Below are 25,747 nucleotides of genomic sequence, written 5' to 3'. Positions count from 1 at the left end.
TAGCGGTTCGGCAGATTGGTTGCAATGTGCAGGGAAATGGCAGCGGCTTGGGCCAGATATCTCACGTCGTCAGCGGCTGGAAACTTCCAGCTGGCGATGCCGCCAGTTCCGACCAGTCGATTTCCTCTTCAAGCCGGTGATAGGCCTCGTCACCGATTGTGCCGTTGCGGCGCAGTTCCTCGAGCGTGTCGCGCTGGCGGTTGATGGCATAGAGGCGCAGCCGGTCATATTCGGTTGCCGCCTGTGCGTCCTCCGGGTTTTGAGCGATCAGGCGCTGCGCCTCATACTGCTCGCGCACAACAGCAGCAGCGGCCGACGTCTTGCGGCTCAACACGTCAAGGGCGGCCTGCATGATGGCCACCCTCGCCTGCGCCACCTCGTTGTCGACCGTTCTGTCCGGGTCGAAGTTGAGTATCCGCAGCAGCGGCTTCAGGGTCATGCCTTGCAGCACCAGCGTGCCGAGAACGACCGCGAAGGCGGCAAGCACGATCGGATCGCGGCCGGGAAAACCCGCCGGCAGCGCAATGGCCACCACCAGCGTCACCAGGCCCCGCATGCCACACCAACCGACGAGCACCGCGCCGCCAAACGTCGGCACATCTCGCCTTTGGCCTTCGCTTCCGAAGCGGGCCAACCATCGGATGATCGCAACGTAACTCCCCACCCAGACGAGGCGTGCCACGATGACGACGGCCAGCACCGTTGCAGCGAAGAGAAAGGCTTCGCCTTGCCCTTCGCCAGAGAGGCGGCCAACGATCGATCGTGCCTGCAGGCCCATCAGCACGAAGGCCAGCACGTTGAGCACGAAGACCGCCGACTCCCACACCGAATAGGTGCTGACGCGCCGCCTGGCCGACATGCGGCGCGGCGCCATCCGCGCAATGGTCATGGCGTAGACGACGATGGTGATGATGGCGGACAGGCCCAGCCTGTCGGCCAGGATCCAGACTCCGAATGTCCCGGCGAATTGGACCACTGTGCTGCTTGCCGCATCCTCGATCCGGCTGAGCGTCAGCAGCGAAAAGCGGCCTAGCAGATAACCCGCGGCGAGGCTGCCGATCGTCGACAGCAGGATCGTCGGAATGGCGTTGCTCAGCATGATCGAGCCGAGCGCTGCAGAAACCGCCAGGCGGTAGATCAGGAGTGCGGTGGCATCGTTGAGCAGGCTCTCGCCCTGCAGGATGGCGGTGATGCGGTGCGGCACCTTGAACTGCCCGAGTACGGCGCTCGCCGCGACCGCATCGGGCGGCGCGACGATGGCGCCGAGCGCGATTGCCGCCGCGATCGGCAGCCCGGCCATCTTCCAGCCGACGAAAGCAACGACCGCCGCGGTGAAGACGACGGCGCCGAGCGCCAGCAGCGCGAGCGGCAGCCGGTAGCGATTGAGATCCCGCAACGATGTGTCGTAGGCGGCATCCAGAAGCACCGGCGCGATGAACAGGGCAAGAGCCAGTTCCGGATCGATCTCGATCATTGGAGCACCAGGCACGAAAGCAATCCCAACCCCGGCCAAGGCCAGCAGGGACGGATAGGGAATCTCCAGCCGTCGCGACAGCGCCGTCAGCGCAACGGCAGTCAAAAGCAGGACAAGCGTCAGTTCGAAAAGAGCCATGGCCTGTTACCCCCGTGATGCTGCATTGTTGGCAGTGGCAAGCCAGCAAGATGCTGTTGATTGACCATTGCGCACAAGCCCCGTGGCAGTATGTCCAGCAGTCACTTGCAGCGTAAGGCACCGACCATGATTCTCATCGGCCAATTTGACTCCCCCTTCGTTCGCCGCGTCGGCATTACGATGACCTTGTACGGCATCGCCTACGAGCACCGTCCATGGTCGGCCTTCGGCGATGCCGACAAGATCCGGCCCTACAACCCGCTGACCCGGGTGCCGACCCTGGTGCTGGACAATGGCGAGGTGCTGATCGAAAGCCATTTGATGCTCGACTATCTCGACAGCCTCGTTCCGGCCGAGCGGAGGATGTTTCCGGCGACCGAACCGGCGCGTCACCAGGCGCTGCGGATAACAGCCCTGGCAACCGGCCTCGGCGACAAGGCGGTCAGCCTGTTCTATGAGACGCGGCTGCATGAGAAAGTATCCGACCTTTGGGCCGGGCGCTGCCGCACACAGATCGAGGCTGTCCTTGCAGTCCTGGAAACCGATCGTCAGGGAAGGTCGACACCTTACTGGTTCGGCGACCGCATTGGCCATGCCGACATCGCGGTTGCCGCCGTGCTCCGCTTCATCGGCGAGGCGCATCCCGGGCTTGTGTCGCTGGCCGACTTCCCGGCGCTGGACGCACATGCCGCAAAAATGGAAGCGCTGCCGGTCTTTCAGACAGTCATGCAGCCATTCATAGCGCCGGCCTGAGGGGGCTTGGTTCTTCCTCTGCCCCGTCCGCTCTACCGCCTAGTGCAGCACCAGCATATCGCTCGACGAGAACGAAATCTCGGCCTTTTCGCCGACAGCGGGCGGCGGTGTGGCCGGGCTGTTGAACGTATCGAGCGACACGGTGTTGCCGCCAATGCCGACGCGAACCCGGATCACAGAGCCGAGAAAATGCACTTCGGAGATCTCGCCGGAAAGGCTGGAGTCGCGACCGGGCTGAAGGCCTAGCGAAATGGCTTCCGGACGCAGGGCAAGCGACAGGGTGTCGCCGGACTTCGAGCCGTTGAGCTTGCCCTTGAGCGAGACTTCCTGCGTGTCGACCTGCACCTTGCCGGACGCAGCATCGGTGACCTTGCCTTCGAGCACGTTCAGCGTACCGACGAAATTGGCGACGAACTTGGTTGCCGGACGGTTGTAGATCTCGAACGGCGTGCCGACCTGTTCAGCCTTGCCACCATACATGACAGCAATGCGGTCCGAGATCGACAGCGCCTCTTCCTGATCATGCGTGACGAAAATGGTGGTGATGCCGAGCTTCTTTTGGATCGAGCGGATTTCCTCGCGCAGCGACACGCGCACCTTGGCGTCGAGCGCCGAAAGCGGCTCGTCGAGCAGCAGCAGCTTCGGCTTCGGTGCGATGGCGCGGGCCAGCGCTATGCGCTGCTGCTGGCCGCCCGAGAGCTGATAGGGATAGCGGTCCGCCATCTGCGGCAGTTTGATGATGCCGAGCATCTCGGCGACTCGGGCATCGATGTCCGCCCTAGGCATGCCGGCAACCTTCAGGCCGAAGCCTATGTTCTGTGCCACCGTCAGGTTCGGGAACAGCGCATAGGCCTGGAACACCATGCCGACATTGCGCTGGTTGGGCTTCAGCCTCGTGATGTCCTTGCCACCAACCACGATCTTGCCGGCAGTCGGCTCCTCAAAGCCGGCGACCATGCGCAGCACGGTGGTCTTGCCGCAGCCGGACGGGCCGAGGAACGAGACGAATTCGCCACGCTCGACGTCGAGATTGAAATCCTCCACCACCGTGGTGGCACCGAAGGATTTTCGCACGTGCTGGATGGAGAGGAACGGGTCGGCCATGGTGTTGCTCTTTCGATCAGTACTTTTCGATCAATTGGGGCGGTTCGCCGATCTCGGCGCGAAACGGGACAGGATCTGGATCAGCGACATGCAGCCCCAGGTGATGGCAAAGGCGATGATGGCAAGGGCCGCCGGCTCATAGGCGCGGTTGGCGCCTATGTTCTGTAGATACGGACCGAAAGCGGGCCGGTTGAGCAGGCTGGCCATGGTGAACTCGCCAATGACGATCGCGAAGGTCAGGAACGCACCCGACAACACCGCGATCAGCACATTGGGCAGGATAACGCGCGTGATGATCGTCGACCAGCCGGCGCCAAGGATCTGCGCCGCCTCAGTCAGCGTTCGCACATCGATGGTTCTGAGCCCGGTGTCGACCGCACGGTACATATAGGGCAGCGACAGCGTGGCATAACCGATAACCAGCAGGGCGTTCGTACCGGTATCGCTGGCCAGGAACGGCAGCGGCGAGTTCGATCCGTACATCCTGATATAGCCGAACACGATGACGATGGCCGGAATGACCAGCGGCAACAGCGTGATGAACTCGACGAGCGGCCGCAGCTGCGGCAGGCGCAGCCGGATCCAGTAGGCGGCCGGCACCACGATCAGCACGCCGAGGATGATGGTGAAGACGGCGGCAAGCACTGAATAGCCGAAGGTCGCCTGGAAGCGAGGATCGCCCAACACCACCTTGTAGGCGTCAAAGGAGTACGCGCCACGCCGCATGCGCATGGAAAACTCCACCGTCGCGATCAGCGGGATGAAGAAATAGGCCGCGCCCAGCGCGAAGACGACCCAGGCCCAGAACTTTCCCGACTTCATTTGAGCCACCTCTCGGAACGGGTCCGGAACCAGATATAGAAGACATTGGCTAGGCCGGTGATGAAGATCATGCCGAAGGCGATCGCGTACCCAAGATGGGCATTATGCAGCACGTCGCCGCGAATCTGGGCATAGAGCAGGATCGGCACGATGTTGAGCGACGAGCCTGTCAGCGCATAGGCGGTGGCGATGGCGCCGAAGGCGTTGGCGAACAGCAGGATGACGGTGCCAAGGAAACTTGGCCAGATCACCGGAATGACCACCATGCGCCAGTACTGCGCCATGGTTGCACCGAGGGTCGCGGCGGCCTCGCCCCATTCCTTCTTCAAGCCGTCGATGGCCGGCACGATGATCACCACCATCAGCGGGATCTGGAAGTAGACATAGGTTAGCGTCAGCCCCCAGAACGACAGGATGTTGAAGCCGTGAGCGTAAATATTGAGGCCAAACAAGGTGTTCAGGATCACCGTGGCAAGGCCCAGCCGGCCGAGTGTGGCGATAAAGGCGAAGGCCAGCGGCACACCGGCGAAATTGGAAGCGACCCCGGAGAAGGTCAGCGTCGCGGAGCGTATCCATTCCGGCAGACCGCCTCGCACGATGGCGATGGCGATGGCGAGACCGGCGAAGGCACCAATCAACGATGAGGCAAGGCTGACCTTGATCGAGATCCAGTAGGCGGCAACGATCGACGGCTGCGCCAGTGCTGCGATATTTTCGAAGGTGAACTCACCCGCATCATTCTGGAAAGCGCCCAGCATCAGATAGAGCGTGGGCAGGATCAGGAACATGATGGCGAAGATGAAGAAGGGGGCAACGCCGAGCCATTGCGTCGGCAGCCTCATGCTGCGTGCCTCGGCGGGAGGCGCGGTCTTCCCGGCAACAGCGTGGTCTGACATTGGGATATCGGTCATGCGCCGGCTACCGTCTTTGAGAAAAGGGCCGGGCGGCCTCAAGGCCGCCCGGCATGGTATGAGTTACTTGACGTTGGCGCCGACGACGGCATCCCAGTTCTTGGTGATGGCTTCCTTGGACTTGGCCTGCTCGTCCAGCGTCGGGAACACCGCCGCGGCATAGGATTCGGCCGGCGGCAGCTTGGCCAGCACGTCCGCGGGGATCTTGCCGTTCTTGGCAAGGTCGTTGAAGCGGATCGGGTGGCAATAGCCCTTCAGCCAGCCGATCTGGCCTTCGTCGGAGTAGAGGTATTCCAGCCACAGCTTGGCAGCGTTCGGATGCGGCGCGTAAGCGCTGATCGCCTGCACGTAGACACCGGCAACGACACCGGTCTTCGGCACAACGACGTCGACGGGCGGGTTGCCCTTCAGCGTGTCACGGCCGGCGAGCGCGTTGTAGTCCCAGGTGATCAGGATGGGAGTCTGGCCCTGGGCCAGCGTCGCGGCTTTACCGATGACCGGGACGAAATTGCCGGCGGCGTTAAGCTTCTTGAAGAAGTCGAGGCCAGCGGTGCCGGCGGCTTCACCAGCAGCGGCGCCCGACGACAGGCCAGCAGCATAGACGCCCTGGATGGCCTGGTTCGACGCGCGCGGATCGCCGGCGAGTGCGACCGTGTTAGCGAATTCCGGCTTCAGCAGATCGGCCCAGTCAGCCGGAGCTTCCTTGACGATGTCCTTGTTCACCTGGAAGGACAGCACGCCGTAATAGTCGCCGGTCCAGTAGCCTTCAGCATCCTTGGCGCTGTCAGGGATCGAGTCCCAGGTCGACACCTTGTAAGGCTGGATCAGACCATCCTTCTTGGCGGACGGGCCGAAGGACAGTCCGACGTCGATGACGTCAGGCGCCTGCGGGCCCTTGTTGTCCTTGTTCGCCTTGATTGCCTCGACCTCGTCGCCGGAGCCGGCATCGGGGTTGAGTTCGTTGACAGTGATTTCGGGATACTTCGCCTTGAAGCCGGCGATGACGTCACCGTAGCCGCACCAGTCATGTGGCAAGGCGATGGTGGTGAGCTGGCCTTCAGCCTTAGCGGCCTTGACGAGATCGTCCAGCGAAGCCGCGGACGAAATCACCGACGACGCCATAAGGGTCGCGGCCGTAAGGGAAAGCACTTTCCCCGTGAATTTGAACATGTGTTCTCTCCGTTGAACTGACGCCGTTGGACGCCTGCGATCCGGTATCGTTTTCATGTGACAGCCAGATGAAAGCTTTGTGAAACCGGCTGCTCGCAGCGCGAAAATTTAACTCTTTTTAACCGGCTGTAGCAATTAGCCATCACTTATTTTTCCGGCTAATTACTTTCCGCCATGTGTTTCATCCTTTCCCCCTTGGTTTGCCCTGATTTTACAGATCAATTTTCAACAAGAAAGCCGTCTTACACCGTGCCTGCGATGGCGTTTTCCAGCAAGGTCAGGGCCGCCTTCTTGGTCAGCTTGACCGGGTTGCCGCCAGCGGTCGGATCGACCACCGCCATATCGGCGATCAGCCCCTTGCGCTTCTTGTCCATTTCGAGCCCCTTGATCAGGCCCGGCAAAGCATGCGGCACCTTGAGTTCCTTACGCAGTTTGATGATCGCCTTGGCAAAGCCGTCGAAGCCGCCCTTGATGCCGCAATAGGCGGCAAGCCGCCCGATGCGCTCCTCGATGGAGTCCCTGTTGAAGGCCAGCACATAGGGCATGAACACCGCATTGGTCATGCCGTGATGGGTGTCGTACAGCGCGCCGACCGGATGCGACAATGAGTGGATGGCGCCCAGCCCCTTCTGGAAGGCCGTGGCACCCATCGCCGCGGCACTCATCATATGGGCGCGCGCGACGAGATCCTTGCCGTTGGCATAGGCCTTCGGCAGGTTCTCGAAGACCAGCCGGACGCCTTCGACGGCGATGCCGTCGGCCATCGGATGGTAACCCGGCGCGCAATAGGCCTCGAGGCAGTGGGCAAGTGCATCCATGCCGGTGCCGGCGGTGATGAAGCCGGGCATCCCGACCGACAGTTCCGGATCGGCAATGACGATGGCCGGCAGCAATTTGGGATGGAAGATGACCTTCTTGGTGTGCGTCGCTTCATTGGTGATGACGCCGGCGCGGCCGACTTCCGAACCGGTGCCGGCCGTGGTCGGCACCGCGATGATCGGCGCGATCGCGTCGGAATTGGCGCGCGTCCACCAGTCGTCGACATCCTCGAAGTCCCAAACCGGCCGCGTCTGGCCAGCCTGGAAGGCGATCAGCTTGCCGAGATCGAGCGCCGAGCCGCCGCCGAAGGCGATGACACCGTCATGCTTGCCTTTCTTGAACACCGCGATGCCGGCGGTCAGATTGGACTCGACCGGGTTCGGCCTCACTTCGGAGAAGACGCCGTAGGGGACCTTGGCATCGTCGAGGATCTTCAGGGTCGAGGCAACGACCGGCAGTTTCGCCAGCCCGGGATCGGTGACGAACAACGGCCGCTTGATGCCGGTAGCCGCCAACACCTCAGGCAGTTCCTTGATGCGTCCGGCGCCGAAGCGAACGGTGGTGGGGTAGTTCCATTTGGAGATGAGCTTGGACATTTTTTGTCTTTCGAAAATCAGATGGCTTCGCGCAGGTGGAACGACTTCGGCCTGGTCAGATTGTCATAGCCGATGGCCGACAGGGCAGCACCCTTGCCGGTGTCCTTGACGCCGGTCCAGACCAGGGCCGGATCGAGGTAGTCGCAGCGGTTCATGAACACCGTGCCGGTCTCGACGCGGTTGCCGATCGCAACGGCATGGTCTGTATCGCGGGTCCAGATCGAAGCGGTCAGCCCATAGGGACTGTCGTTCATCAGCGCGATCGCCTCTTCATCGTTGCGCACCTTCATGATGCCGACGATCGGCCCAAAACTCTCCTCGCGCATGACGCTCATCTGATGGTCGACTTGCGTCAGCACTTCCGGCGCCAGATAGGGCGAGCCGGCCTTGTCGTTGGCCACCTTCATGTTGATGTGCGCCACTGCGCCCTTGCGCAGCGCCTCGCCCTTCTGCTCGCGGATCAGGTCGGCGAAACGCGCCTGCGCCATCGGCCCCATCGTCGTTGCCTGGTCGAGCGGATTGCCGACGACATAGTTCTTGGTCTCGGCGATGAAGCCCTCGACGAACTCGTCATAGACCTTTTCGTGCACATAGACGCGCTCGATGCCGCAGCAGCACTGGCCGGAATTGTAGAAGGCGCCGTCGACCAGATTGGCGACCGCATGATCCATCTTGGCATCAGGCAACACATAGGCCGGATCCTTGCCGCCAAGCTCGAGGCCGAGCGTCATGAAGGTGCCTGCCGCCGCCTTTTCGATGGCGCGGCCGCCGCCGACCGACCCTGTGAAATTGACGTGGTCGATCTTGCCCGAACCGAGCAGCTTCTCGGTCTGCGCGTGGTTGAGCACGACATTCTGGAACACACCCTTGGGCAGGCCGACCCTGTCGAAAGCCTGTTGGAAACGCTCGCCAACCAGCAGCGTCTGCGCCGCATGCTTGAGGATGACGGCGTTGCCGGCCATCAGCGCCGGCACGATGGTGTTGACGGCGGTGAGATAGGGATAGTTCCACGGCGCGATCACCATGACCACACCGAGCGGGTCCTTCTTCACATAGCGCCTGAAGCCGTCCTTCGGGTTGGAAGCCGCCACGGCCCTGAGCGCCGCCTCGGCGATCTCGACCATATAGTTGGTGCGTTCCTTGACGCCGCCGAACTCGCCGCCATAGCGCACCGGGCGCCCCATCTGCCAGGCGATTTCCGGCACGATCTCGTCGGTCATCGCGACCAGCGCTTCCAGCATCGCCAGCATGTACTTGCCACGCTCGACGATCGACGTCTCGGCCCACTTCTCTTGCGCCGCCTTGGCGCGCTCGACCGCGGCATTGATCGCCTGGTCCGTTGCCACGGGCCGCTCGGCGTAGATCGAGCCATCGATGGGGGATTTGAGTTTGACCGTCTCGGTCATTTTGTAAGTCCTCGCATTCTACAACAAAATCTTATGGCTTGGCGCCGCCCCTCATCCGCCCGCCCTGCACCTTCGCCTCGTATGGTCACGGGGAAAAGGGAAGTGCTCCGGCGCGGGCATCCCCTGCCCGTGTTTCACGGGAGGGGTACGGAGAGAGGCGGCGCCTACGTTCGCGAACTAGTTTAATACCGCTCGAACCCTCTGTGCAGTTCCCAATCAGTTATGCGGCGGTCGTATTCAAACTGCTCCCACTTTGCGGTGTGGACATAGTGTTCGAGCACATCCTCGCCGAGCGCCTGCTTGAGCATCTTCGACTTCGCCAGTGTCTCGGTGGCGTCGCGCAGCGTCTTCGGGATCTCCGGCAAACGCGACGCCTGATAGGCATCGCCGACGAATGGCTTCTGCAGTTCCAGCTTCTCGTCGATGCCGGCAAGGCCGGCGGCGATCAGCGCCGCAAAGGCGAGATAGGGGTTGAGGTCGGCGCCGCCGATGCGGCATTCCATGCGGATGCCCTTGGTGCCCTCGCCACACAGGCGGAAGCCGGCGGTGCGGTTGTCCTCGCTCCACATGATCTTGGTCGGCGCGAAGGTGCCGGCCTGGAAGCGCTTGTAGGAGTTGATGTAGGGCGCCAGGAACCAGGTGAATTCCTTGGCGTATTTCAGCTGTCCCGCCGCCCATTGCTGGCCAAGCGCCGACAGCGTCCAGTCGGCCTTCTTGTCGAACAACAGCGGCGTCTTGCCGTCGGCGCTCCACAGCGAATTGTGGATGTGGCTGGAATTGCCGGCCAGCCCGTAATTGTACTTGGACATGAAGGAAATCGCCTTGCCCTCGGACTCGGCAATCTCCTTGGCGCCGTTCTTCAGGATGACGTGGCGGTCGGCCATGTCGAGCGCTTCGGCATAGCGCACATTGATCTCTTCCTGGCCTGGGCCCCACTCGCCCTTGGAATTCTCGATCGGGATGCCGGCCGCTTCCATCTCGTTGCGAAGCCGGCGCATGACGCCTTCTTCCTTGGTGGTGATGCCGATCTGGTAGTCGCCGATGTAAGGCGAGGCGGTATCGAGACCCTGCCAGTGTTTCTTGCGGGCGGAATCGTAGGTCTCGTTGAACAGATAGAATTCGAGCTCGGAAGCGAAATAGCCGATATAGCCGCGCTCCGTCAGCCGCTTGACCTGCTTCTTCAGGATGGCGCGTGGCGAATGCGGCAGATCGTCATGCGTGTGGTGGTCGAGCACGTCGCAGATCACCAGCGCCGTCTTCTCCAGCCACGGAATGCGCCGCAGCGTCGCCAGATCCGGCTTCATGACGAAATCGCCATAGCCCTTCGACCAGCTTGCCGCCTTGTAGCCGGGCACCGGCTCCATATCGATGTCGGCAGCCAGGAGATAGTTGCAGCCGTGCGTCTCGTCATGCGCGGAATCGACGAAATACTGCGCCAGGAACCGTTTTCCCGCCAGCCGCCCCTGCATATCGACGATGCAGGCCAGCACCGTGTCGATCTCGCCGCTGGAGACCGCTTTCTTCAACTGATCGAACGAGAAATTTCCGGCCATTCCTTTGGCACTCCAGCGCTTGAGCTTTGAATAAGTTAGACAAAACCATGGCCGGCACGATGCCGGCCATGGCCAGGATGGTTGATGTCAGTGACCGGTTTCGCCGACGGCCTGTTCCGCCGCCTTGATGGCTGCCTGGCGCGCCGCGATGATGTCGCCGAGCGGCGGACCCTGGAAGCGGTTCCGTTCGAAGGCGAACCAGACGATCGCCGTCAGGATGAAGAAGCCGACGGTGATGTAGAGCGCCCAATCGTTCGGCGGCTGGATGCCGATGACGAAGATCAGGATCATCGACACGATCGACAGGAACGCGAACAGCATGAACACGCCACGCCCCATGTTCCAGGGACCCATCTTGTCCCACTTCGGCGTGCCCCATGCCAGCATGCCGAGCACGATCGGCACGGTGAAGGACAGGAACAGGAAGATGACGGTGCAGGACACGACGATGGTGTAGGCCGAGGTGCCGGCGACCGACACCAGCGTCGAACCCCAGACGAACAGCACCGACAGGATCGACGCCGTCCAGATCGCCGCCACCGGCGTGCGATAGGTCGGGCTGACCTTGGCGAGTGCCGATGAACCCGGCAGGCCGCCGTCACGCGAGAAGGCGAAGATCATACGCGAAGCAGAGGTCACGGTTGCGAGGCCGCACAGAAGCTGCGCGACGAACACGACGAGGTACACGAACTCCTTGATGCCGGGGCTGACGCGCTGGTCGAAGGCCCAGAAGAACACGTTCCAGCCCTGCTTGGCGGCGTCATCCATGTTCGGGATCATCAGCACGAAGGCGGCCAGGAACAGGTAGCCGAAGACGGCCGACCAGATCACCGACATGACCATGGCACGGGGCACCGAGGAGGCTGCCTTGATGGTTTCCTCGGAGGTGTGCGCGGAAGCGTCGTAGCCGGTGATCGTATAGATCGGCAGCAAGAGGCCAAGTGCGAACACCCAGGCATTCGAAACCGACGGCCAGACGCTGGCGCCGGCATCGCCGGAGTAGTTGTGGAAGGTGAACAGCCGGCTGAAATCCCAGGTCTCGGCGGAGAGAAGGCAGACGACCGCGATCAGGATCGAACCGAAGAAGATCAAATAACCCGAGAAGTCGGTCAGCTTCGCTGTCAGCTTGATGCCGAGATGATTGATAAGTGCCTGGGCGCCGGTGATGATGACCAGGAAGATCATCTGGTTGGTCAGCGTGCCCTCGATGCCGAGCGCCGGTCCGAAGGCGCCGACGAAGAACGTCCAGGTGCCGACATTGATGGCGCCGAGCACGGTGATCAGGCCGAGCAGGTTGAGCCAGGCCGTGACCCAGCCGGTGCCGCGGTTGCCGAGGATCGAACCCCAGTGATAGAGGCCGCCGGCAGTCGGATAGGCCGAGCTGATCTGCGACATGGCGACCGCGAAGGTCAGAGACACGAAGCAGCCGACCAGCCAGCCGATGCCGATGCCGATGCCGCCGGCGCCGGAGGTTGCCTGGGCCAGCGAATTGATGCCGCCCGAAAGGATGCAGATGATCGAGAAGGAAACGGCGAAATTCGAAAAGCGGCTGAGGCGCCGCTCCAGTTCCTGGGCGTAACCCATGCTGTGGAGGGCCTTTACGTCCTCCGCCTTGTCAACTTCAGTATAACCCGGTGCTGCCATTGGAAGTCCCCTGTTGGTTCTTAGCTGGCCGATTGAACTGACTTTCCGACTGAATGCGATCTGGTGTGTCCGGCCTCCTGTGGCTCCAGATCCGAAAAAATGCCCGTGAGCAGATCCGCCCATTTCCGCTGCCCGGTCTCGCCGGCGATTTCGTCGTTGCGGATTTCGATCATCGCGCACGGCAGGCCGCGCGAACGTGCGTGGCGCTCCAGCGTGAAATAGACGCGGTCGGCCGGCGAATAGGGCTCGTTGACGCCGACGGTGACGCCGGCAAGCCGCTTCAGCGCGCCAATCAAAGGCGACGCCAGCCGGCGGTCCTCGTCGTGAATGATGCCGATATGCCAGGGCCGGTTGCGGCCCTTGTAGACCGGCGTGAAGGAATGCACGGACACCAGGCGGGTTTCCTGCCCGCGCGCCAGCCTGCCGTCGACAATCTCCTCGATGGCAGCATGAAACGGTTGCCACGACAGCGCGACGCGGGCCGCGCGCTGCTTGTCCGAAAGGCCGGCATTGCCGGGTATCGTCGTGGTCTCGCTAACCGGCGGCACCAGATCGGGCGCATCGAGCGGACGATTGCAGTCGATAACGAGGCGCGAAATGCGGGTTTCGACCAGCGTCGCGTCGAGCGCCTCGGCCATGCGGCGGGCAACAGGCAACGCGCCTGGATCCCAGGCGATGTGACGGGACAGGTCCTCGGCGGCGAGGCCGAGCGTGCCGAATTCGGCGGGCAGGAAATTCGAGGCGTGATCGCAGGTCAGCACGAAAGGGCTTGATCCGCCGGGGTTGGTCACCCTCACGGTATCAGACGATGCAAGGCTGGCGGGCCGTGCTTGCTCCATAGTCTGCCGTCCCCGGGGAGCGCTGTATCGTATGTTACGTATTTTGTCTCATTGCGTCCCTATGGATGATTTCATACAGTTTACCCGGTTTTGTCAAATGCGATTTCGGAAAAGACAGTGGACAGGGCCGAAGCATTTTGCAGCCAGGTGGAATCACCTGACGTCGCAAAAATGCGGCCAAGACAAACAGACGGAGCCGGATGGGTTTAGCCATTCCGCTCCGGGGGCGGGGGAAAGATGATTTCCAGCATTGCCGAACTGATCGCCGACCGCGTCGGCACGATGCCGGCCAGTGAACGGCGCGCAGCTCAGACCCTGATCGCCAGCTATCCGATGATCGGCCTCAAGACGGTTGCCGAATTCTCGGCCGCGGCCGGCGTCTCGTCGCCGACGATCCTGCGCTTCGTTGCCCGGCTCGGCTTCCAGAATTACCCTGAATTCCAGTCGAGCCTGCAGGACGAACTGGCGGCGCAGCTGCAATCGCCGGCGATAAGGACGCTCAACCCGCCCTCGCCCGGCGGCGGCACCGCGTCACCGATGCTGGAAGCGACGCTCGACAATATGCGCGAGACGTTCAGGCACCTGTCCGACAAGCAGCTTGCCGACATCGCCGCCCGCCTTGCCGACCGACGCGGCAAGACCTTCCTGATCGGCGGTCGCTTCACCGATCCGCTGGCGCGTTACATGGCCGCCCACCTCGCCATCATCCAGCCCGAGGTCTTTCACCTCGCCGGCCAGGAAAGCATGTGGCGCGACCGGCTGATCGACATGGGCAAGCGCGACGTGCTGGTGATCTTCGACATCAGGCGCTACCAGGACAGCCTCCTCCGCTTCGCCGAAAAGGCACACCAGCGCGGCGTTCAGATCGTGCTGTTCACCGACCAGTGGCTGTCGCCGATCGCCCGCTTTGCCCGCCACGTCATTGCCGGACGAACCGCGGTGCCGTCGGCATGGGACTCTTCGGCAGCCCTCTTCGTCGTCGCCGAAACACTGATCGGAGCCGTCACAAGGCAACTGGAAGCAGAAGGCGCCAAGCGCATCCGCGAGATGGAAGGTCTGCGTTAGACCGTCAACGTTACACAGATTTAATGTGCGCTGACACTGGCGAGTTGTCATAAAGGCGCGATATCGGGGCGTCTTCTTGCCTTAGAATAGCCTCGCTGCGTCTGCTTCCTTTCGGGAAACCGGCAATGCATGTCGCTCAAAAGTGGCCCCGGTTTTGAGATAGCGACATGCATAAACAAAAGACCTAAAGCGCGTCACATGAATCCGTTTCGACGCGACGCGCTTTAGACGGAAGGATTGTTTTGCCTACCGGAGTGCCGATGGCCGCCTGGAAACAGATACTTTTCGCGCTTGTGGTGCTGGTCGTGGCTTCAGCCGCCTGGCTGCGCTTTTTTCCGGGCGCACCCGAGGTGCTGGCACGCTGGGGGATAGACTGGGTATATGCGGCAACGCCCCCAGCTGAAACCGGTGCCGCCAGCACGAAGCAGGCGAACGGCGGCAATGGCGGCAACCGGCGGGTGAACGTGGTCGCCCTGGCCGCCACTACGGCGACCATCAACGACCGCCTTCAGGCGATCGGCACCGGCCGTGCCAATGCCTCGGTGACCGTCAATCCATACAGTTCCGGCCGCCTTGCCGAACTGCTGGTCGAATCCGGCAGCCATGTCGACAAGGGACAGATCATTGCCACCCTCGATTCCGAGACCGAGGTGATCGCGCAGGATCGTGCCAAGCTCGTCTTACAGGACTCGCAGAACAAGCTCGACCGGGTGAAATCGCTGCGGGCTTCCAACGCAGCGACACCGGTCGCCGTCGCCGATGCCGAAGTGGTGCTGGCGATCGCCAAACTGGTACTTCGCGATGCCGAACTTGCCCTGCAGCGCCGCTCCATCATCGCACCGATCGCCGGAACCGTCGGCATCCTTCCAATCGCCGCCGGCAATTATGTGACCAACCAGTCGGCGATCGCCACGCTCGACGACCGCTCCAGTATCCTTGTCGATTTCCTCGTGCCCGAACGCTTCGCCGCCGCCGTCAAGGTCGGCGCGCAATTGACGGCGACGCCGATTGCCAATCCCAGCAAAGCCTACACCGGCACCGTTTCGGCCATCGACAACCACATCGATGAAAAGAGCCGCACCCTTCTGGTCAAGGCCAAGATCGCCAACCCGGCCGATTCGCTGCGTGCCGGCATGTCGTTCGGCATCACCATGAAGTTCGCCGGCGAGACCTATCCGGCCGTCAGCCCGCTGGCGATCCTCTGGGGCTCGGACGGCGCCTATGTCTGGCAGATCGAGGACGGCAAGGCCAGGCGGGTCCCGGTGCGCATCATCCAGCGCAACACCGAAACCGTGCTGATCGACGCGGAGATCGACAGCGGCGACATGGTGGTGACCGAAGGCACCCAGAGCGTCAGTGAGGGCGGTGCTGTGCACATCGCCGGCGAAGAGCAGCGCGCCGAGGACGCCGCTCAAGGCTCATGACCAGCCCTGTCAACGCCGCCAGCGACACCGGCTTTACCGCCCTGTTCATCCGCAGGCCGGTGATGGCCTTCGTGCTGAACACACTGATCGCAGTCGCCGGCCTGGCTGCCTTCTATGGCGTCGAGATCCGCGAACTGCCTGACGTCGACCGCGCGGTCGTCACGGTCTCGACCGCCTTCGCAGGCGCGGCGGCCGAAACCGTCGACCGTGAACTGACCGACACCATCGAAGGCGCTGTCGCCCGCGTCTCCGGCGTCAAGTCGATCTCGTCGTCTTCCTCCTTCGGTTCGAGCCGCGTCACAATCGAGTTCAACGACGGCGTCGACCTCAACGTCGCCGCCTCGGACGTGCGCGATGCGGTCGGCCGTGTCGCCAACCTGATGCCGGACACGGCCGATCCACCGCGCATCGTCAAGGCCGACGCCAATTCCGACCCGGTGATGCGACTGGCGGTAACTTCGGACAACATGTCGATCCAGGACATGACGGTGGTGGTCCAGGACCAGATCGAGGACGAACTGGCCGCCGTGCCCGGCGTTGCCGACGTCCAGATCTATGGCTATCGCGACAAGATTTTCCGGATCGACGTCGACCAGAACAAGCTCGCCAGCCTCGGCTTCACCGTCGCCGACCTCAGGACGGCGCTTGCCTCAGTCGCTTTCGATTCCCCGGCCGGTTCGATCACCACGACAGACCAGGACCTGATCGTCCGCACGACAGCGGACGTGACCACGCCCGAGGAATTCGAAAACATCATCATCGGCGGCACGACGCGCATCCGCGACGTCGCCACCGTCACGCTGGGCCCCGATGTCGGCCAGACCACGCTGCGTTCGGACGGCAAGACCGGCATCGGCATCGGCATCATCCGCCAAGCGGAATCGAACACGCTGGACATCTCGACCGGCGTTCAGGCCGCCGTCGCCAAGTTGCAGGAGAACCTGCCCAAGGGCATGTCGATCAAGATCACCAGCGACGACGCGGTTTTCGTCAACGGCGCGGTGCACGAGGTCGAGATCGCACTCGGCCTGTCCGTGACCATGGTGCTGATCGTCATCTATGTGTTTCTGCTTGACTGGCGCGCAACGCTGATCCCGGGACTGTCGATGCCTGTTGCCATGATCGGCACCATCGCCGCCATCTATCTGGCCGGCTTCTCGGTCAACATCCTGACCCTGCTCGCTTTGGTGCTTGCGACGGGACTGGTCGTCGACGACGCCATCGTCGTGCTCGAAAACATCGTGCGACGACGCAATGAAGGCATGGGCCCGCGCGCCGCCGCCGTGCTCGGCGCTCAGGAAGTGTTCTTCGCCGTCATTGCCACGACTCTGACGCTGGTCGCCGTCTTCGTGCCGATCTCGTTCTTGCCCGGCCAGACCGGTGGCCTTTTCCGCGAATTCGGCTTCGTGCTCGCCATGTCGGTGCTTTTGTCCTGCGTGGTGGCGCTGACGCTGTGCCCGATGCTCGCCTCGCGCATGCTGTCGAGCGCCTCGCTCCACCATGACAGTGGCCACGGCATCGGCGCTCGCATCGGCGGCGCGCTGAATTCAGCCTACAAGCGCGCCCTGCACGCTTGCCTCGACGCGCCATGGATCGTGCTTCTGGTCGCGGTGCTGTTTGCCGGCACCGCCTTCGCGCTGTTCGGCACCATCCGCCAGGAACTGACGCCGACCGAGGACCGCGCCGCCGTGCTGTTGCGCATCAGCGCCCCGCAAGGTGTCAGCCTCGACTACACGACGCAGCAGATGCAGAAGATCGAGAAGCTGATCCAGCCGATGCGCGAGTCTGGCGAGATCCGCAGCACGTTCGAGAACGCCGGCCAGAACGGCTCCTACAACTCAGGCTTCATGGTGATGACGCTGGCGCCGTGGAACGAGCGCAGCCGCAGCCAGCAAGAGATCATGGCCGAGATCAGCCAGCTTACCAAACAAGTGCCGAGCGTGCGCATCTTCCCGGTGCAGCCCAACAGCCTCGGCATTCGCGGTGCCGGCAACGGGCTGCAGTTCGCCCTGGTCGGTAATAACCGCAAGGCGCTCGGCGACGCGGCGGTCAAGATCATCGCCGGGATGCAGAAGGACCCGCGTTTCCAGACACCGCGCCTGTCGATCGATCCGACGCAGCCGCAACTGGCCGTGGCCATCGACCGCGAGCGCGCCTCCGACCTCGGCATCGACATCACCGGGATGGCCAACACCTTGCAGGCCATGCTCGACGGCAACGACGTCGTCGACGTCTATATCGCCGACCGTAGCTACGGCGTGAAGCTGGTCTCGACCACCAACCCGATCAACGACCCGACCGACCTGGAGAACATCTTCCTGAAGACATCAGACGGCCGCTTCGTACCGATGTCGACCATTGCCACGCTGACCGAGCGTGCGGTGCCGCCGTCACTATCGCGCGAGCAGCAGCAGCCGTCGGTGGCGATCACCTCCAACCTCAACGGCGATTTCGCGCTCGGCGATGCGCTGACCCGCGCCGAGGAAATCGCCACGCCGCTGCTACCGGCGGGCAGCCGCATCCTGCCGCTGGCCGAGGCGGCAACGCTGGGCGAGACCAACAGCGGCATGGTGACCATCTTCGGCTTCGCGCTCGTCATCATCCTGCTGGTGCTGGCCGCCCAGTTCGAAAGCTTCGTCAGCGCCGTCATCATCATGGCCACGGTGCCGCTGGGTCTTGCTTGCGCCATCTTCGCGCTGCTGCTCTCGGGCACCAGCCTCAACGCCTACAGCCAGATCGGCCTGGTGCTGCTGGTCGGCGTCATGGCCAAGAACGGCATCCTGATCGTCGAATTCGCCAACCAGCTGCGCGATCGCGGGCTTGGCGTGCGCGAAGCGATCGAGCAGGCCTCGGTCATCCGCGTGCGGCCGGTGATGATGACGATGATCTGCACCGTGCTCGGCGGCTTGCCGCTGGTGCTGGCGAGCGGCGCCGGTGCCGAGGCGCGCGTGGCGCTCGGCTGGGTCATCGTCGGCGGACTGGGCCTTGCCACCGTCTCGACGCTGTTCCTGACGCCGGTCGCCTATCTCTTGCTGGGCCGCTTCGTCACGCCGAAGACCCATGAGGAAGCGCGGCTGAAGCGCGAGCTCGAGGAAGCCGCCTATGCCAATGTTGAACCGGCCGAATAGAGAAATCCCAAGAAAGTGTGTCGCGGTTTTCCGCCCGTGAATACGCAGTGCCTATCTCAAGAACCGGCCTTCGATCGACCAGCGCGCGGCGAGGAAATTCAGCACCGCCGCCACCACGACGCCGCCGATCTTTGCCGGCCAAACTCCGACGGTAGCGGCAAACAGCGCGATCGAAAGGCTGGAGACACCGAGCGAAATCAGCGCCCCTAGCGAGGCGAAACGAAGGAAGGCGTCACGCAGCCGAATGGCTTGATTGCGCTCGAACGCCCAGAAGCCGTTCGCCACGAACGAAAAGCTGACGGCGATGAACCAGGCAACGATGTTGGCGGGCACCGGCGGCATCTGCAGCTTGAGCAGCAGGTAGAAGCTGGCAAGGTCGATGGCCGTGTTGGCAAGTCCGACGATGGCAAAGCGGACGATCTTGTTGCCGGTCGAACGCCGGGGCTGGTCGGCGCCGCTCATCCCTTGCCATCCATGATTGCGACACCGGCGCGGGCCAGGCTGGCGCCGAAATCGTCCGATGCCAGGACCGCGAATTCGACCTCGCGCACGCTTTGCATCGGGTCACGCGCGCGCAACGTCTCGTCGACATGGCCGGGGTGGCACATGAACAGCCCCCGTTCCGGCAATGCCTCGACGGCGGCCTGCAGCACGGATGCGAACTTTTCGGGCCGCCGCCAGTCATAGATGCCGGCGAGCGGTTCGAAGACGGTGAAGCCGGCATGCTGCATGGACCGGTTGAACCCGACGGCGAGCGCTGCGATCGCGGCGACTTTCGGCGCCGTGCCGGCCAGTGCCGGCGCGCCGCGCAGCGCCGGCCTGTCGGCTTCGTCGTGCAGACGCGCGCGCAGCCATGTGCGCACGACGGGAAGAAAATGCACATGCTGATGCCCGTCGACGAAATCGGGGCGGCGCCCGAGTGCTTCGACGAAGCGGCTGTACTGGGCGTCGAGTTCGGCATGCACATCGCGGTCGTCGATGCGGCCGCGCAGAACAGGCAATGCCAGCGAGCGGAGTGGTGGCAGCCGGCCTTCCGGCGCCAGGCTCGACCGGCCGGTGACGGCTGGCTGGTCGGTCAAGGTAAGATGCAGCCCGACCGCGACACGGCCACACAGGGGCTTTATGCGCTCAGCCTCCTGCGCCCATTGCGCAAAGCCGGTCATGCAGCTGGTACCGGTCAGGCGCCCACGATCGAGCAGGTCAAGGATCGCGGCGGAAACGCCTGGCGCCAGGCCGTAATCGTCGGCGATCAGGCGGATGCGCCGCGTCATGCCTCGCGAGCGCCCGGTGCCAACCTGTCGGGAGCGACGTCGCTGCGTACGACATCGCGCACGATATAGACCGGCCGATCCTTGCTTTCGCTGAGCGTGACCCAGACATATTCGCCAATCAGCCCGAGAAGGGTCAGGTTGAGGCCGCCGAGCAGGACGACGGCGACCAGCAGGCTGGGATAGCCGGGAACGGCAATGCCGTAGAAGATCACCTCGAAGAACACCTTGGCGCCGTAGACCGCGCCGGCAAATGCGGCAAGCAGCCCGCTGAGGCTGATCAAGCGTAGCGGAATGACGGAAAAGGAGGTGAAACCTTCCAACGAGAAGGCGATCAGGTTGAGCCGGCTCCATTTCGACGTGCCGCTGGCGCGGTTCTCCGGCGAATAGGGCAACGCCTTCTGGCGGAAGCCGGCCCAGGCAAACAGGCCCTTGTTGAAGCGTCGTTTGTCACGCAGGCTGGTCAGCGCACGCGCCACGGCACCGCGCATGACGCGAAAGTCGCCGGCATTTTCGGGAATGTCGAAACGCTGGCTGCTGTTGATCAGGCTGTAGAAAAGCCGCGCCAGCTGACTGCGTCGCCAACTGGCCTCACGCCTGTCGTTCTGCGCGTAGACGACATCGATGTCGGGATGCTCCACCAACTCGGCGATCATCTTCAGGCTGATGTCCATCGAATGCTGGAGGTCGGCGTCCATGATCAGCACCATGTCCCCGCGCGACTGGTCGAGGCCGGCGAGCACGGCCACTTCCTTGCCGAAATTGCGGCTGAGGCGGACGATCTCCCATGACCCCGTCAGCACCTGCGAAAACCGTTTGGCGCCATCGTCGCGGCTGCCGTCGTCGACCAGGATCTTGTGCACGTCCATGCCGAAGCGCTCTGCCACCGCTGCCTCCAGCGCGGCAAGCAACTCGGCGAAGGCCAATGCCGACGGCGCCTCGTTGAGGAACGGCGCGACGATATCGAGTACCGGCCGCGACTCAGCCATTTGCGACCCCCGCATTCACCACCTTTTCTCCCGCCTTGGCCCAGAACCACCAGATCAGGGAACAGGCGATGAAAGCAATCGCGATCGGCCTGAACCAGGGGTAGAGGAAAGCATGCACATGTTGCTCGACGCCGGTCAGCCCGGTCGCGAACAGCGCCGTCGACAGCACCGAGGCGAGGACTCCGCCTCGTTCCTCGCGCCACAAAAGGGCGATGGCGAGCCCGGCAGGCACGGCGATCATCGCATAGGTGTTGGGCTCGACGCGCGGATTGAAGACGCACATGTAGAAAGTGGCTGTCAGGAAGATCGCCAGCCCGGCCGTCCCCCGTTCGAGCTTGCGATCGAACCAGAGCACGGTCGAGAGCGTCAACAGGCCGGCCACGAAGCGCACCGCCGTGGCGCCGGATTCCGCGATGGGCATCCCCGCCGCCGCAAAAGGCGCGGTGAAATCGGAGGCAACAAAGCGGCTGGTCTTGTCGACCGCCATCGAGGTCAGCATGCGGGCGAAATCAAGATACTGGCCGTTCAGATAACTGGCTGGCGCGAAAGCATAAGGTATGGCGAGCACGACCAGCACCGCCAGCACCAGCACCGGGATCAGCCGGGGGCGCAGCCCTCCTGCCAACAGCAGCATGATGATAGCGGTCGGCTTGGCGATGACGGCCAGCGAAGCCCAGAAGAAGGTCTCGGCGCGCCGACCTTCAAGCGCCGAAAGCGTAAGGAGCCAGCAGGCGCCGGTCAGCAGTATTGTCGATTGTCCGTTGCGGATCGCGCCGAGCGCCAACGGCAGAGCGAGGAAGAGACCGAATGAAAGCAGCCAGGTCAGTTGCTGACCGCCGAGCTTGCGAACCTGCCGCATTGCGGCAAAGGTCAGCACCGCGAAGCCGAGGGCATGCCACACCAGGCCGCCCAGATGGGGGCCCAGCTTCAGCAGCGGAACATAGAGCGCGGCAAAAGCCGGCGCGTAGAGATACCCCATCTGGGAGCCAAGATTGTAGAGCGGCCGGCCGGCCAGAAATTCCTCGCTGCCAAATCTGTAGGCCCCCAGCACCGAATGCGTGTCCGGCGACCACAGGACCATGACAAGAACGATCAGGAACGCTCCGATCCACATGCTAAGTCCCAAACGGTCGAAAACCGGGTTGGCAATCGTCATCAAGTCACTCCACACCACCCCGAAACAGGCCCTTGCCCGCGCCGTCAGGCATTCGATGGCGGCGGCATATCACGGACAAAGCGGCGCGGCATAGAGGGCTGAAAGAGTGGATGGTGCCCCGACGGCACCGGCGGCAGCCGGACATCGCCTTTTTTGGCGTCGAGAGCGTCTGGAGGCTTCGTGTTCGAGCTTCGGGCACCTTCATGCTAAGGCCGGATGAACACCTTGCCGTTGGGCTTGGCCAGTTCCGCCGGCACCCGCGCCATTGCCTCGGCGAGCGGCACCACCGCCGTCACATCGGTCGACCAGCGCCCATCGGAGAACCGTTTCTGCGCTTCCAGGATCGCCGGGCCGCGGCGGTCGCGAAACTGGCGCATCCACTCGCTCAGCCAGAAACCCTCTATGTGCTTGTGCTGGAAGATCAGTTGGCCGGGTTCACGGATGATCGTGGCTTCGGGATCGAGCCGCCCATAGATGATCCAACGCGAGCGCTTCGGCATGACGTCGAAAATGGCAGAGGCAAGCGGCCCGGTGACCGCGTCGAGGAAGATGCGCGGCTGTTCGGCCTTCATCACCTCGCGTAGCGCCGTCTTGAAATCCGGCGCCTTTTCGTTGAGGACGTACGCCGCGCCACGCTCCTTCAGAGCCGCGATCTGATCGTCGCGGCGCACCGTGACGATGGGTCGAAAACCCGCTTCCCTGGCCAGGCCGATGATCAGCTTGCAGAGTTGGCTGGCGCCGGCGGTCATGACGAAGGCCTTTTCGCCCTCTTCTGTGACGATGTCGTACATGGCGAGCGCGGTGAGCGGGTTGACAATCATCGCCGCTCCATCCTCGTCGCGAACGGTGTCGAGCAGGGGGATGCAGACCACCGCTTCCGCAACGGCATATTCGGCCCATGAGCCCCAGTTGCTGACGCCTGTGGCGAAAGCGACGCGCTTGCCGACGAGGCTCTTGGGATAGGGCTCATCGCCACCGGCGACGACGGTGCCGACACCCTCGAAGCCGGCCGGCTGGCCCTTGGCGCGCGGCTGGCCGTACTGGCCCTTGATGAACATGACATCGGACGGATTGATCGAGGCGAGGCTGACCTTGATCAGCACCTGCGTTGGCCCCGGCATCGGCACCGCGATGCTGCCCGGCTCGAGATAGGGCTCCATCGCTTCCAGCGCACTGCCGGAAGGCGTCCTGGTGTAGCCGTCGCCGACAAGCAGCAGCGCCTTCATTTCGGAGGGGACGGTCATCGGAACACTCCTTGCTCGGACCTGCCGGCGTCGCCGGGTGACGAATGCCGGCGCTCAAACCTTTTCTTGCGTGTATTTCTTCAGTTCCGTCCGCGCCACCTGGCGGCGATGCACGGCGTCAGGCCCATCGGCAAGGCGCAATGTCCGCAGATGCGCCCATGAGCGCGCCAGCGGCGTGTCCTGGCTGATGCCTTGCGCGCCGAACATCTGCACCGCCTCGTCGGTGACCTTGAGCGCGACGCGCGGCGCAATCACCTTGATCTGGCTGATCCAGGGTGCTGCGGCGCGCGCATCGCCCTGGTCGATCATCCATGCCGCCTTCAGGCAGAGCAGCCGCGCCATCTCGATCTCCATGCGGCATTCGGCGATGATGTCGAAATTGGCGCCGAGTTTTGCCAAGGGCTGGCCGAAGGCCTCGCGGCGCACGGAACGCTGGCACAGCAGCTCCAGCGCCATCTCGGCCTGGCCGATGGCGCGCATGCAGTGATGGATGCGGCCGGGGCCGAGCCGGCCCTGCGCGATCTCGAAACCCCTGCCCTCGCCGAGGATCAGGTTCGATGCGGGCACACGCACATTGTCGAAGCGAAGATGCATGTGGCCGTGCGGCGCATCATCGTCGCCATAGACCTGCATGGCCCGGACCTTGGTCACGCCCTTTGCGTCGGAAGGCACCAGGATCATGGAATGCCGCCTGTGTTTCGGCTCTTCGTCGGCACCGGTCCTAACCATGACGATGTAGATGGCGCAGCGCGGATCGCCGGCGCCGGAAGCCCACCATTTCTCGCCGTTGAGCACATAGTCGCCGCCCTGGCGCTCACAGCGCATCGCAATGTTGGTGGCGTCGGACGAGGCGACATCCGGCTCGGTCATCAGGTAGGCCGAGCGGATCTTGCCGTCTAGCAGCGGCTCGAGCCACGCCTTCTTGTGGTCGGCCGATCCATACCGTTCCAGCACCTCCATGTTGCCGGTGTCGGGCGCCGAGCAGTTGAAGGTCTCGGCGCCGAGATGCGCCTTGCCCATCTCCTCGGCAAGATAGGCGTATTCGACGGTGGACAGGCCGTAGCCGCGCTCCGAGCCGGTCAGCCAGAAGTTCCACAGGCCGCGCTCCCGTGCGGTCTTCTTCAGCCCTTCGAGGATTTCACTCTGGCGCGCGCTATGGACCCAGCGGTCGCCTTGCTTGCCCACTTCGCCGAGGAATTCCTTGTCGAGCGGCATGATCTCGTCGCGCACCATGGCCGCGACGCGCGCGTGGATCGGCTTCAACCGCTCGGTCATGCCGAGATTCATCTCCGTCATCGCTAACCCTTCATGCAGGCCAGGCATTTTACACGTGGCAAGGATGACCGTACTTCGGATAGCCTTGTCAACGCGAACTGTTTTGCCTGCACACCGAGGCCCGCATACCAAGGTAGGGCGCGGAGGATTGTGATGAGCTATCTGGACGAGCTGTTTTCGGTGGCCGGCAAGACCGCGCTGGTGACGGGAGCGGCGACCGGCATCGGCCGCATGGCGGCAACCGCGCTGGTGAGGGCCGGAGCGAGCGTCATGATCGCCTCGCGCAAGGGCGAGGATTGCATCAAGGTCGCCGGTGAACTGAACGGGCTTGGCGCACCGGGCCGGGCCGAAGGCTTCGCCGGCGATGTCTCCAGCGAAGCCGGCATTGCCGCACTCGTCGCCGAGGTCAAGGCGCGGACCGACCACCTGAACATCCTGGTCAACAATGCCGGTGTATCCTGGGGCGCGCCGCTGGAGAGCTTTCCCTATTCCGCATGGGCGAAGGTGCTCGGTGTCAATGTTACCGCGGTCTTCCATCTGACGCGCGAATTGCTGCCGCTGCTCGATGCCGCCGCCAGCGATGCCGATCCGGCCCGGGTGATCAATCTTGGTTCGGTGATGGGCACGCAGCCGCTGGCCGACGACGCCTATTCCTATACGGCGTCGAAGGCCGCGGTTCATCATCTGACGCGCACCCTCGCGCTCGAATTCGCCGCCCGCCGCATCACTGTCAACGCCTTCGCCCCCGGCCCCTTCCAGAGCCGCATGACGGCTTTTGCCACCGGCACGCAGGAACAGGCCGCACATGTCGGCAACCATGTTCCGATCGGCCGTATCGGCGCACCGGATGACATTGCCGGCGCAACGCTCTATTTGTGCAGCCGTGCAGGCAGCTATGTTACCGGCGCCATCCTGCCGATCGACGGCGGACAGTCGGTGCAGCATGGGCTGACCTTGTTCAAGGAATAA

The 25,747-nt window shown here is 63.3% G+C and carries 21 protein-coding genes; 5 read left to right on the top strand and 16 right to left on the bottom strand.

Going from position 1 to position 25,747, the window contains the following annotated elements:
* Positions 1–61: 61 nt before the first annotated feature.
* Positions 62–1,612 (bottom strand): cation:proton antiporter, encoded by a 1,551-nt coding sequence (locus AC1DYW_RS25140; protein ID WP_477227982.1) that lies wholly within the window; start codon positions 1,610–1,612, stop codon positions 62–64.
* Positions 1,613–1,738: 126 nt separating this feature from the next.
* On the opposite strand from AC1DYW_RS25140, the gene AC1DYW_RS25135 reads away from it, so the two are divergent.
* On the top strand, positions 1,739–2,365 hold the full coding sequence (locus AC1DYW_RS25135) for a glutathione S-transferase family protein (RefSeq protein WP_477227981.1): 627 nt from the start codon (positions 1,739–1,741) through the stop codon (positions 2,363–2,365).
* Between the two features lie 39 nt (positions 2,366–2,404).
* On the opposite strand, the gene AC1DYW_RS25130 is transcribed toward AC1DYW_RS25135, so the two are convergent.
* The 9 genes from AC1DYW_RS25130 to AC1DYW_RS25090 all read right to left on the bottom strand — a co-directional run bounded on the left by AC1DYW_RS25130 (position 2,405) and on the right by AC1DYW_RS25090 (position 13,229).
* Entirely contained in the window at positions 2,405–3,469 is a 1,065-nt protein-coding gene (locus AC1DYW_RS25130; protein ID WP_457152573.1) for an ABC transporter ATP-binding protein, read from the bottom strand.
* Positions 3,470–3,499: 30 nt separating this feature from the next.
* Entirely contained in the window at positions 3,500–4,291 is a 792-nt protein-coding gene (locus AC1DYW_RS25125; RefSeq protein WP_184876711.1) for an ABC transporter permease, read from the bottom strand.
* Positions 4,288–5,202, bottom strand: a complete 915-nt coding sequence (locus AC1DYW_RS25120; protein WP_457152572.1) for an ABC transporter permease — start codon at positions 5,200–5,202, stop codon at positions 4,288–4,290. Before AC1DYW_RS25120 ends, AC1DYW_RS25125 begins: the two co-directional genes overlap by 4 nt.
* A gap of 63 nt (positions 5,203–5,265) precedes the next feature.
* Positions 5,266–6,372, bottom strand: coding sequence for an ABC transporter substrate-binding protein (locus AC1DYW_RS25115; protein ID WP_477227980.1), 1,107 nt, complete (start codon positions 6,370–6,372; stop codon positions 5,266–5,268).
* A gap of 242 nt (positions 6,373–6,614) precedes the next feature.
* Positions 6,615–7,787, bottom strand: coding sequence for an iron-containing alcohol dehydrogenase (locus AC1DYW_RS25110; protein ID WP_477227979.1), 1,173 nt, complete (start codon positions 7,785–7,787; stop codon positions 6,615–6,617).
* A gap of 17 nt (positions 7,788–7,804) precedes the next feature.
* Complete coding sequence (locus AC1DYW_RS25105) at positions 7,805–9,193, bottom strand: aldehyde dehydrogenase family protein (protein WP_477227978.1); 1,389 nt, start codon at positions 9,191–9,193, stop codon at positions 7,805–7,807.
* A gap of 182 nt (positions 9,194–9,375) precedes the next feature.
* Positions 9,376–10,746 carry a glutamine synthetase family protein gene (locus tag AC1DYW_RS25100; RefSeq protein ID WP_477227977.1) on the bottom strand — a complete coding sequence of 457 codons (1,371 nt, stop codon included), beginning with the start codon at positions 10,744–10,746 and terminating at the stop codon, positions 9,376–9,378.
* Positions 10,747–10,833: 87 nt separating this feature from the next.
* Complete coding sequence (locus AC1DYW_RS25095; protein ID WP_184876729.1) at positions 10,834–12,390, bottom strand: amino acid permease; 1,557 nt, start codon at positions 12,388–12,390, stop codon at positions 10,834–10,836.
* Between the two features lie 20 nt (positions 12,391–12,410).
* Positions 12,411–13,229: an N-formylglutamate amidohydrolase gene (locus tag AC1DYW_RS25090; RefSeq protein WP_477227976.1), complete on the bottom strand. Its 819-nt coding sequence runs from the start codon at positions 13,227–13,229 to the stop codon at positions 12,411–12,413.
* Between the two features lie 237 nt (positions 13,230–13,466).
* On the opposite strand from AC1DYW_RS25090, the gene AC1DYW_RS25085 reads away from it, so the two are divergent.
* The 3 genes from AC1DYW_RS25085 to AC1DYW_RS25075 all read left to right on the top strand — a co-directional run bounded on the left by AC1DYW_RS25085 (position 13,467) and on the right by AC1DYW_RS25075 (position 18,846).
* Positions 13,467–14,294, top strand: a complete 828-nt coding sequence (locus AC1DYW_RS25085; RefSeq protein WP_457150364.1) for a MurR/RpiR family transcriptional regulator — start codon at positions 13,467–13,469, stop codon at positions 14,292–14,294.
* A 260-nt stretch (positions 14,295–14,554) separates the two neighbouring features.
* Positions 14,555–15,718, top strand: a complete 1,164-nt coding sequence (locus AC1DYW_RS25080; RefSeq protein ID WP_477227975.1) for an efflux RND transporter periplasmic adaptor subunit — start codon at positions 14,555–14,557, stop codon at positions 15,716–15,718.
* Complete coding sequence (locus AC1DYW_RS25075; protein WP_477227974.1) at positions 15,715–18,846, top strand: efflux RND transporter permease subunit; 3,132 nt, start codon at positions 15,715–15,717, stop codon at positions 18,844–18,846. The genes AC1DYW_RS25080 and AC1DYW_RS25075 overlap by 4 nt, the downstream gene beginning before the upstream one ends.
* A gap of 51 nt (positions 18,847–18,897) precedes the next feature.
* On the opposite strand, the gene AC1DYW_RS25070 is transcribed toward AC1DYW_RS25075, so the two are convergent.
* From AC1DYW_RS25070 to AC1DYW_RS25045, 6 genes are all read right to left on the bottom strand, one after another.
* The gene (locus AC1DYW_RS25070) at positions 18,898–19,308 is read right to left on the bottom strand and encodes a GtrA family protein (protein ID WP_095084614.1); all 411 of its coding nucleotides are present in this window, start codon (positions 19,306–19,308) and stop codon (positions 18,898–18,900) included.
* On the bottom strand, positions 19,305–20,117 hold the full coding sequence (locus AC1DYW_RS25065; protein ID WP_457150367.1) for a ChbG/HpnK family deacetylase: 813 nt from the start codon (positions 20,115–20,117) through the stop codon (positions 19,305–19,307). The genes AC1DYW_RS25070 and AC1DYW_RS25065 overlap by 4 nt, the downstream gene beginning before the upstream one ends.
* Positions 20,114–21,103 carry a glycosyltransferase family 2 protein gene (locus tag AC1DYW_RS25060; RefSeq protein ID WP_457150368.1) on the bottom strand — a complete coding sequence of 330 codons (990 nt, stop codon included), beginning with the start codon at positions 21,101–21,103 and terminating at the stop codon, positions 20,114–20,116. Before AC1DYW_RS25060 ends, AC1DYW_RS25065 begins: the two co-directional genes overlap by 4 nt.
* Positions 21,096–22,259, bottom strand: coding sequence for a glycosyltransferase 87 family protein (locus AC1DYW_RS25055; RefSeq protein WP_457150369.1), 1,164 nt, complete (start codon positions 22,257–22,259; stop codon positions 21,096–21,098). Before AC1DYW_RS25055 ends, AC1DYW_RS25060 begins: the two co-directional genes overlap by 8 nt.
* 206 nt (positions 22,260–22,465) lie before the next feature.
* Positions 22,466–23,503, bottom strand: a complete 1,038-nt coding sequence (locus AC1DYW_RS25050; RefSeq protein WP_457150370.1) for a zinc-binding dehydrogenase — start codon at positions 23,501–23,503, stop codon at positions 22,466–22,468.
* Positions 23,504–23,557: 54 nt separating this feature from the next.
* Positions 23,558–24,799 (bottom strand): acyl-CoA dehydrogenase family protein, encoded by a 1,242-nt coding sequence (locus tag AC1DYW_RS25045; RefSeq protein WP_477227973.1) that lies wholly within the window; start codon positions 24,797–24,799, stop codon positions 23,558–23,560.
* A gap of 132 nt (positions 24,800–24,931) precedes the next feature.
* Here AC1DYW_RS25045 and AC1DYW_RS25040 point away from each other — a divergent pair, with 132 nt between their 5' ends.
* The gene (locus tag AC1DYW_RS25040; RefSeq protein WP_457150372.1) at positions 24,932–25,747 is read left to right on the top strand and encodes an SDR family oxidoreductase; all 816 of its coding nucleotides are present in this window, start codon (positions 24,932–24,934) and stop codon (positions 25,745–25,747) included.

This window comes from Mesorhizobium sp. P2_D5 (genome assembly GCF_056404355.1).
This window is presented reverse-complemented; position numbering and strand designations above follow the sequence as displayed.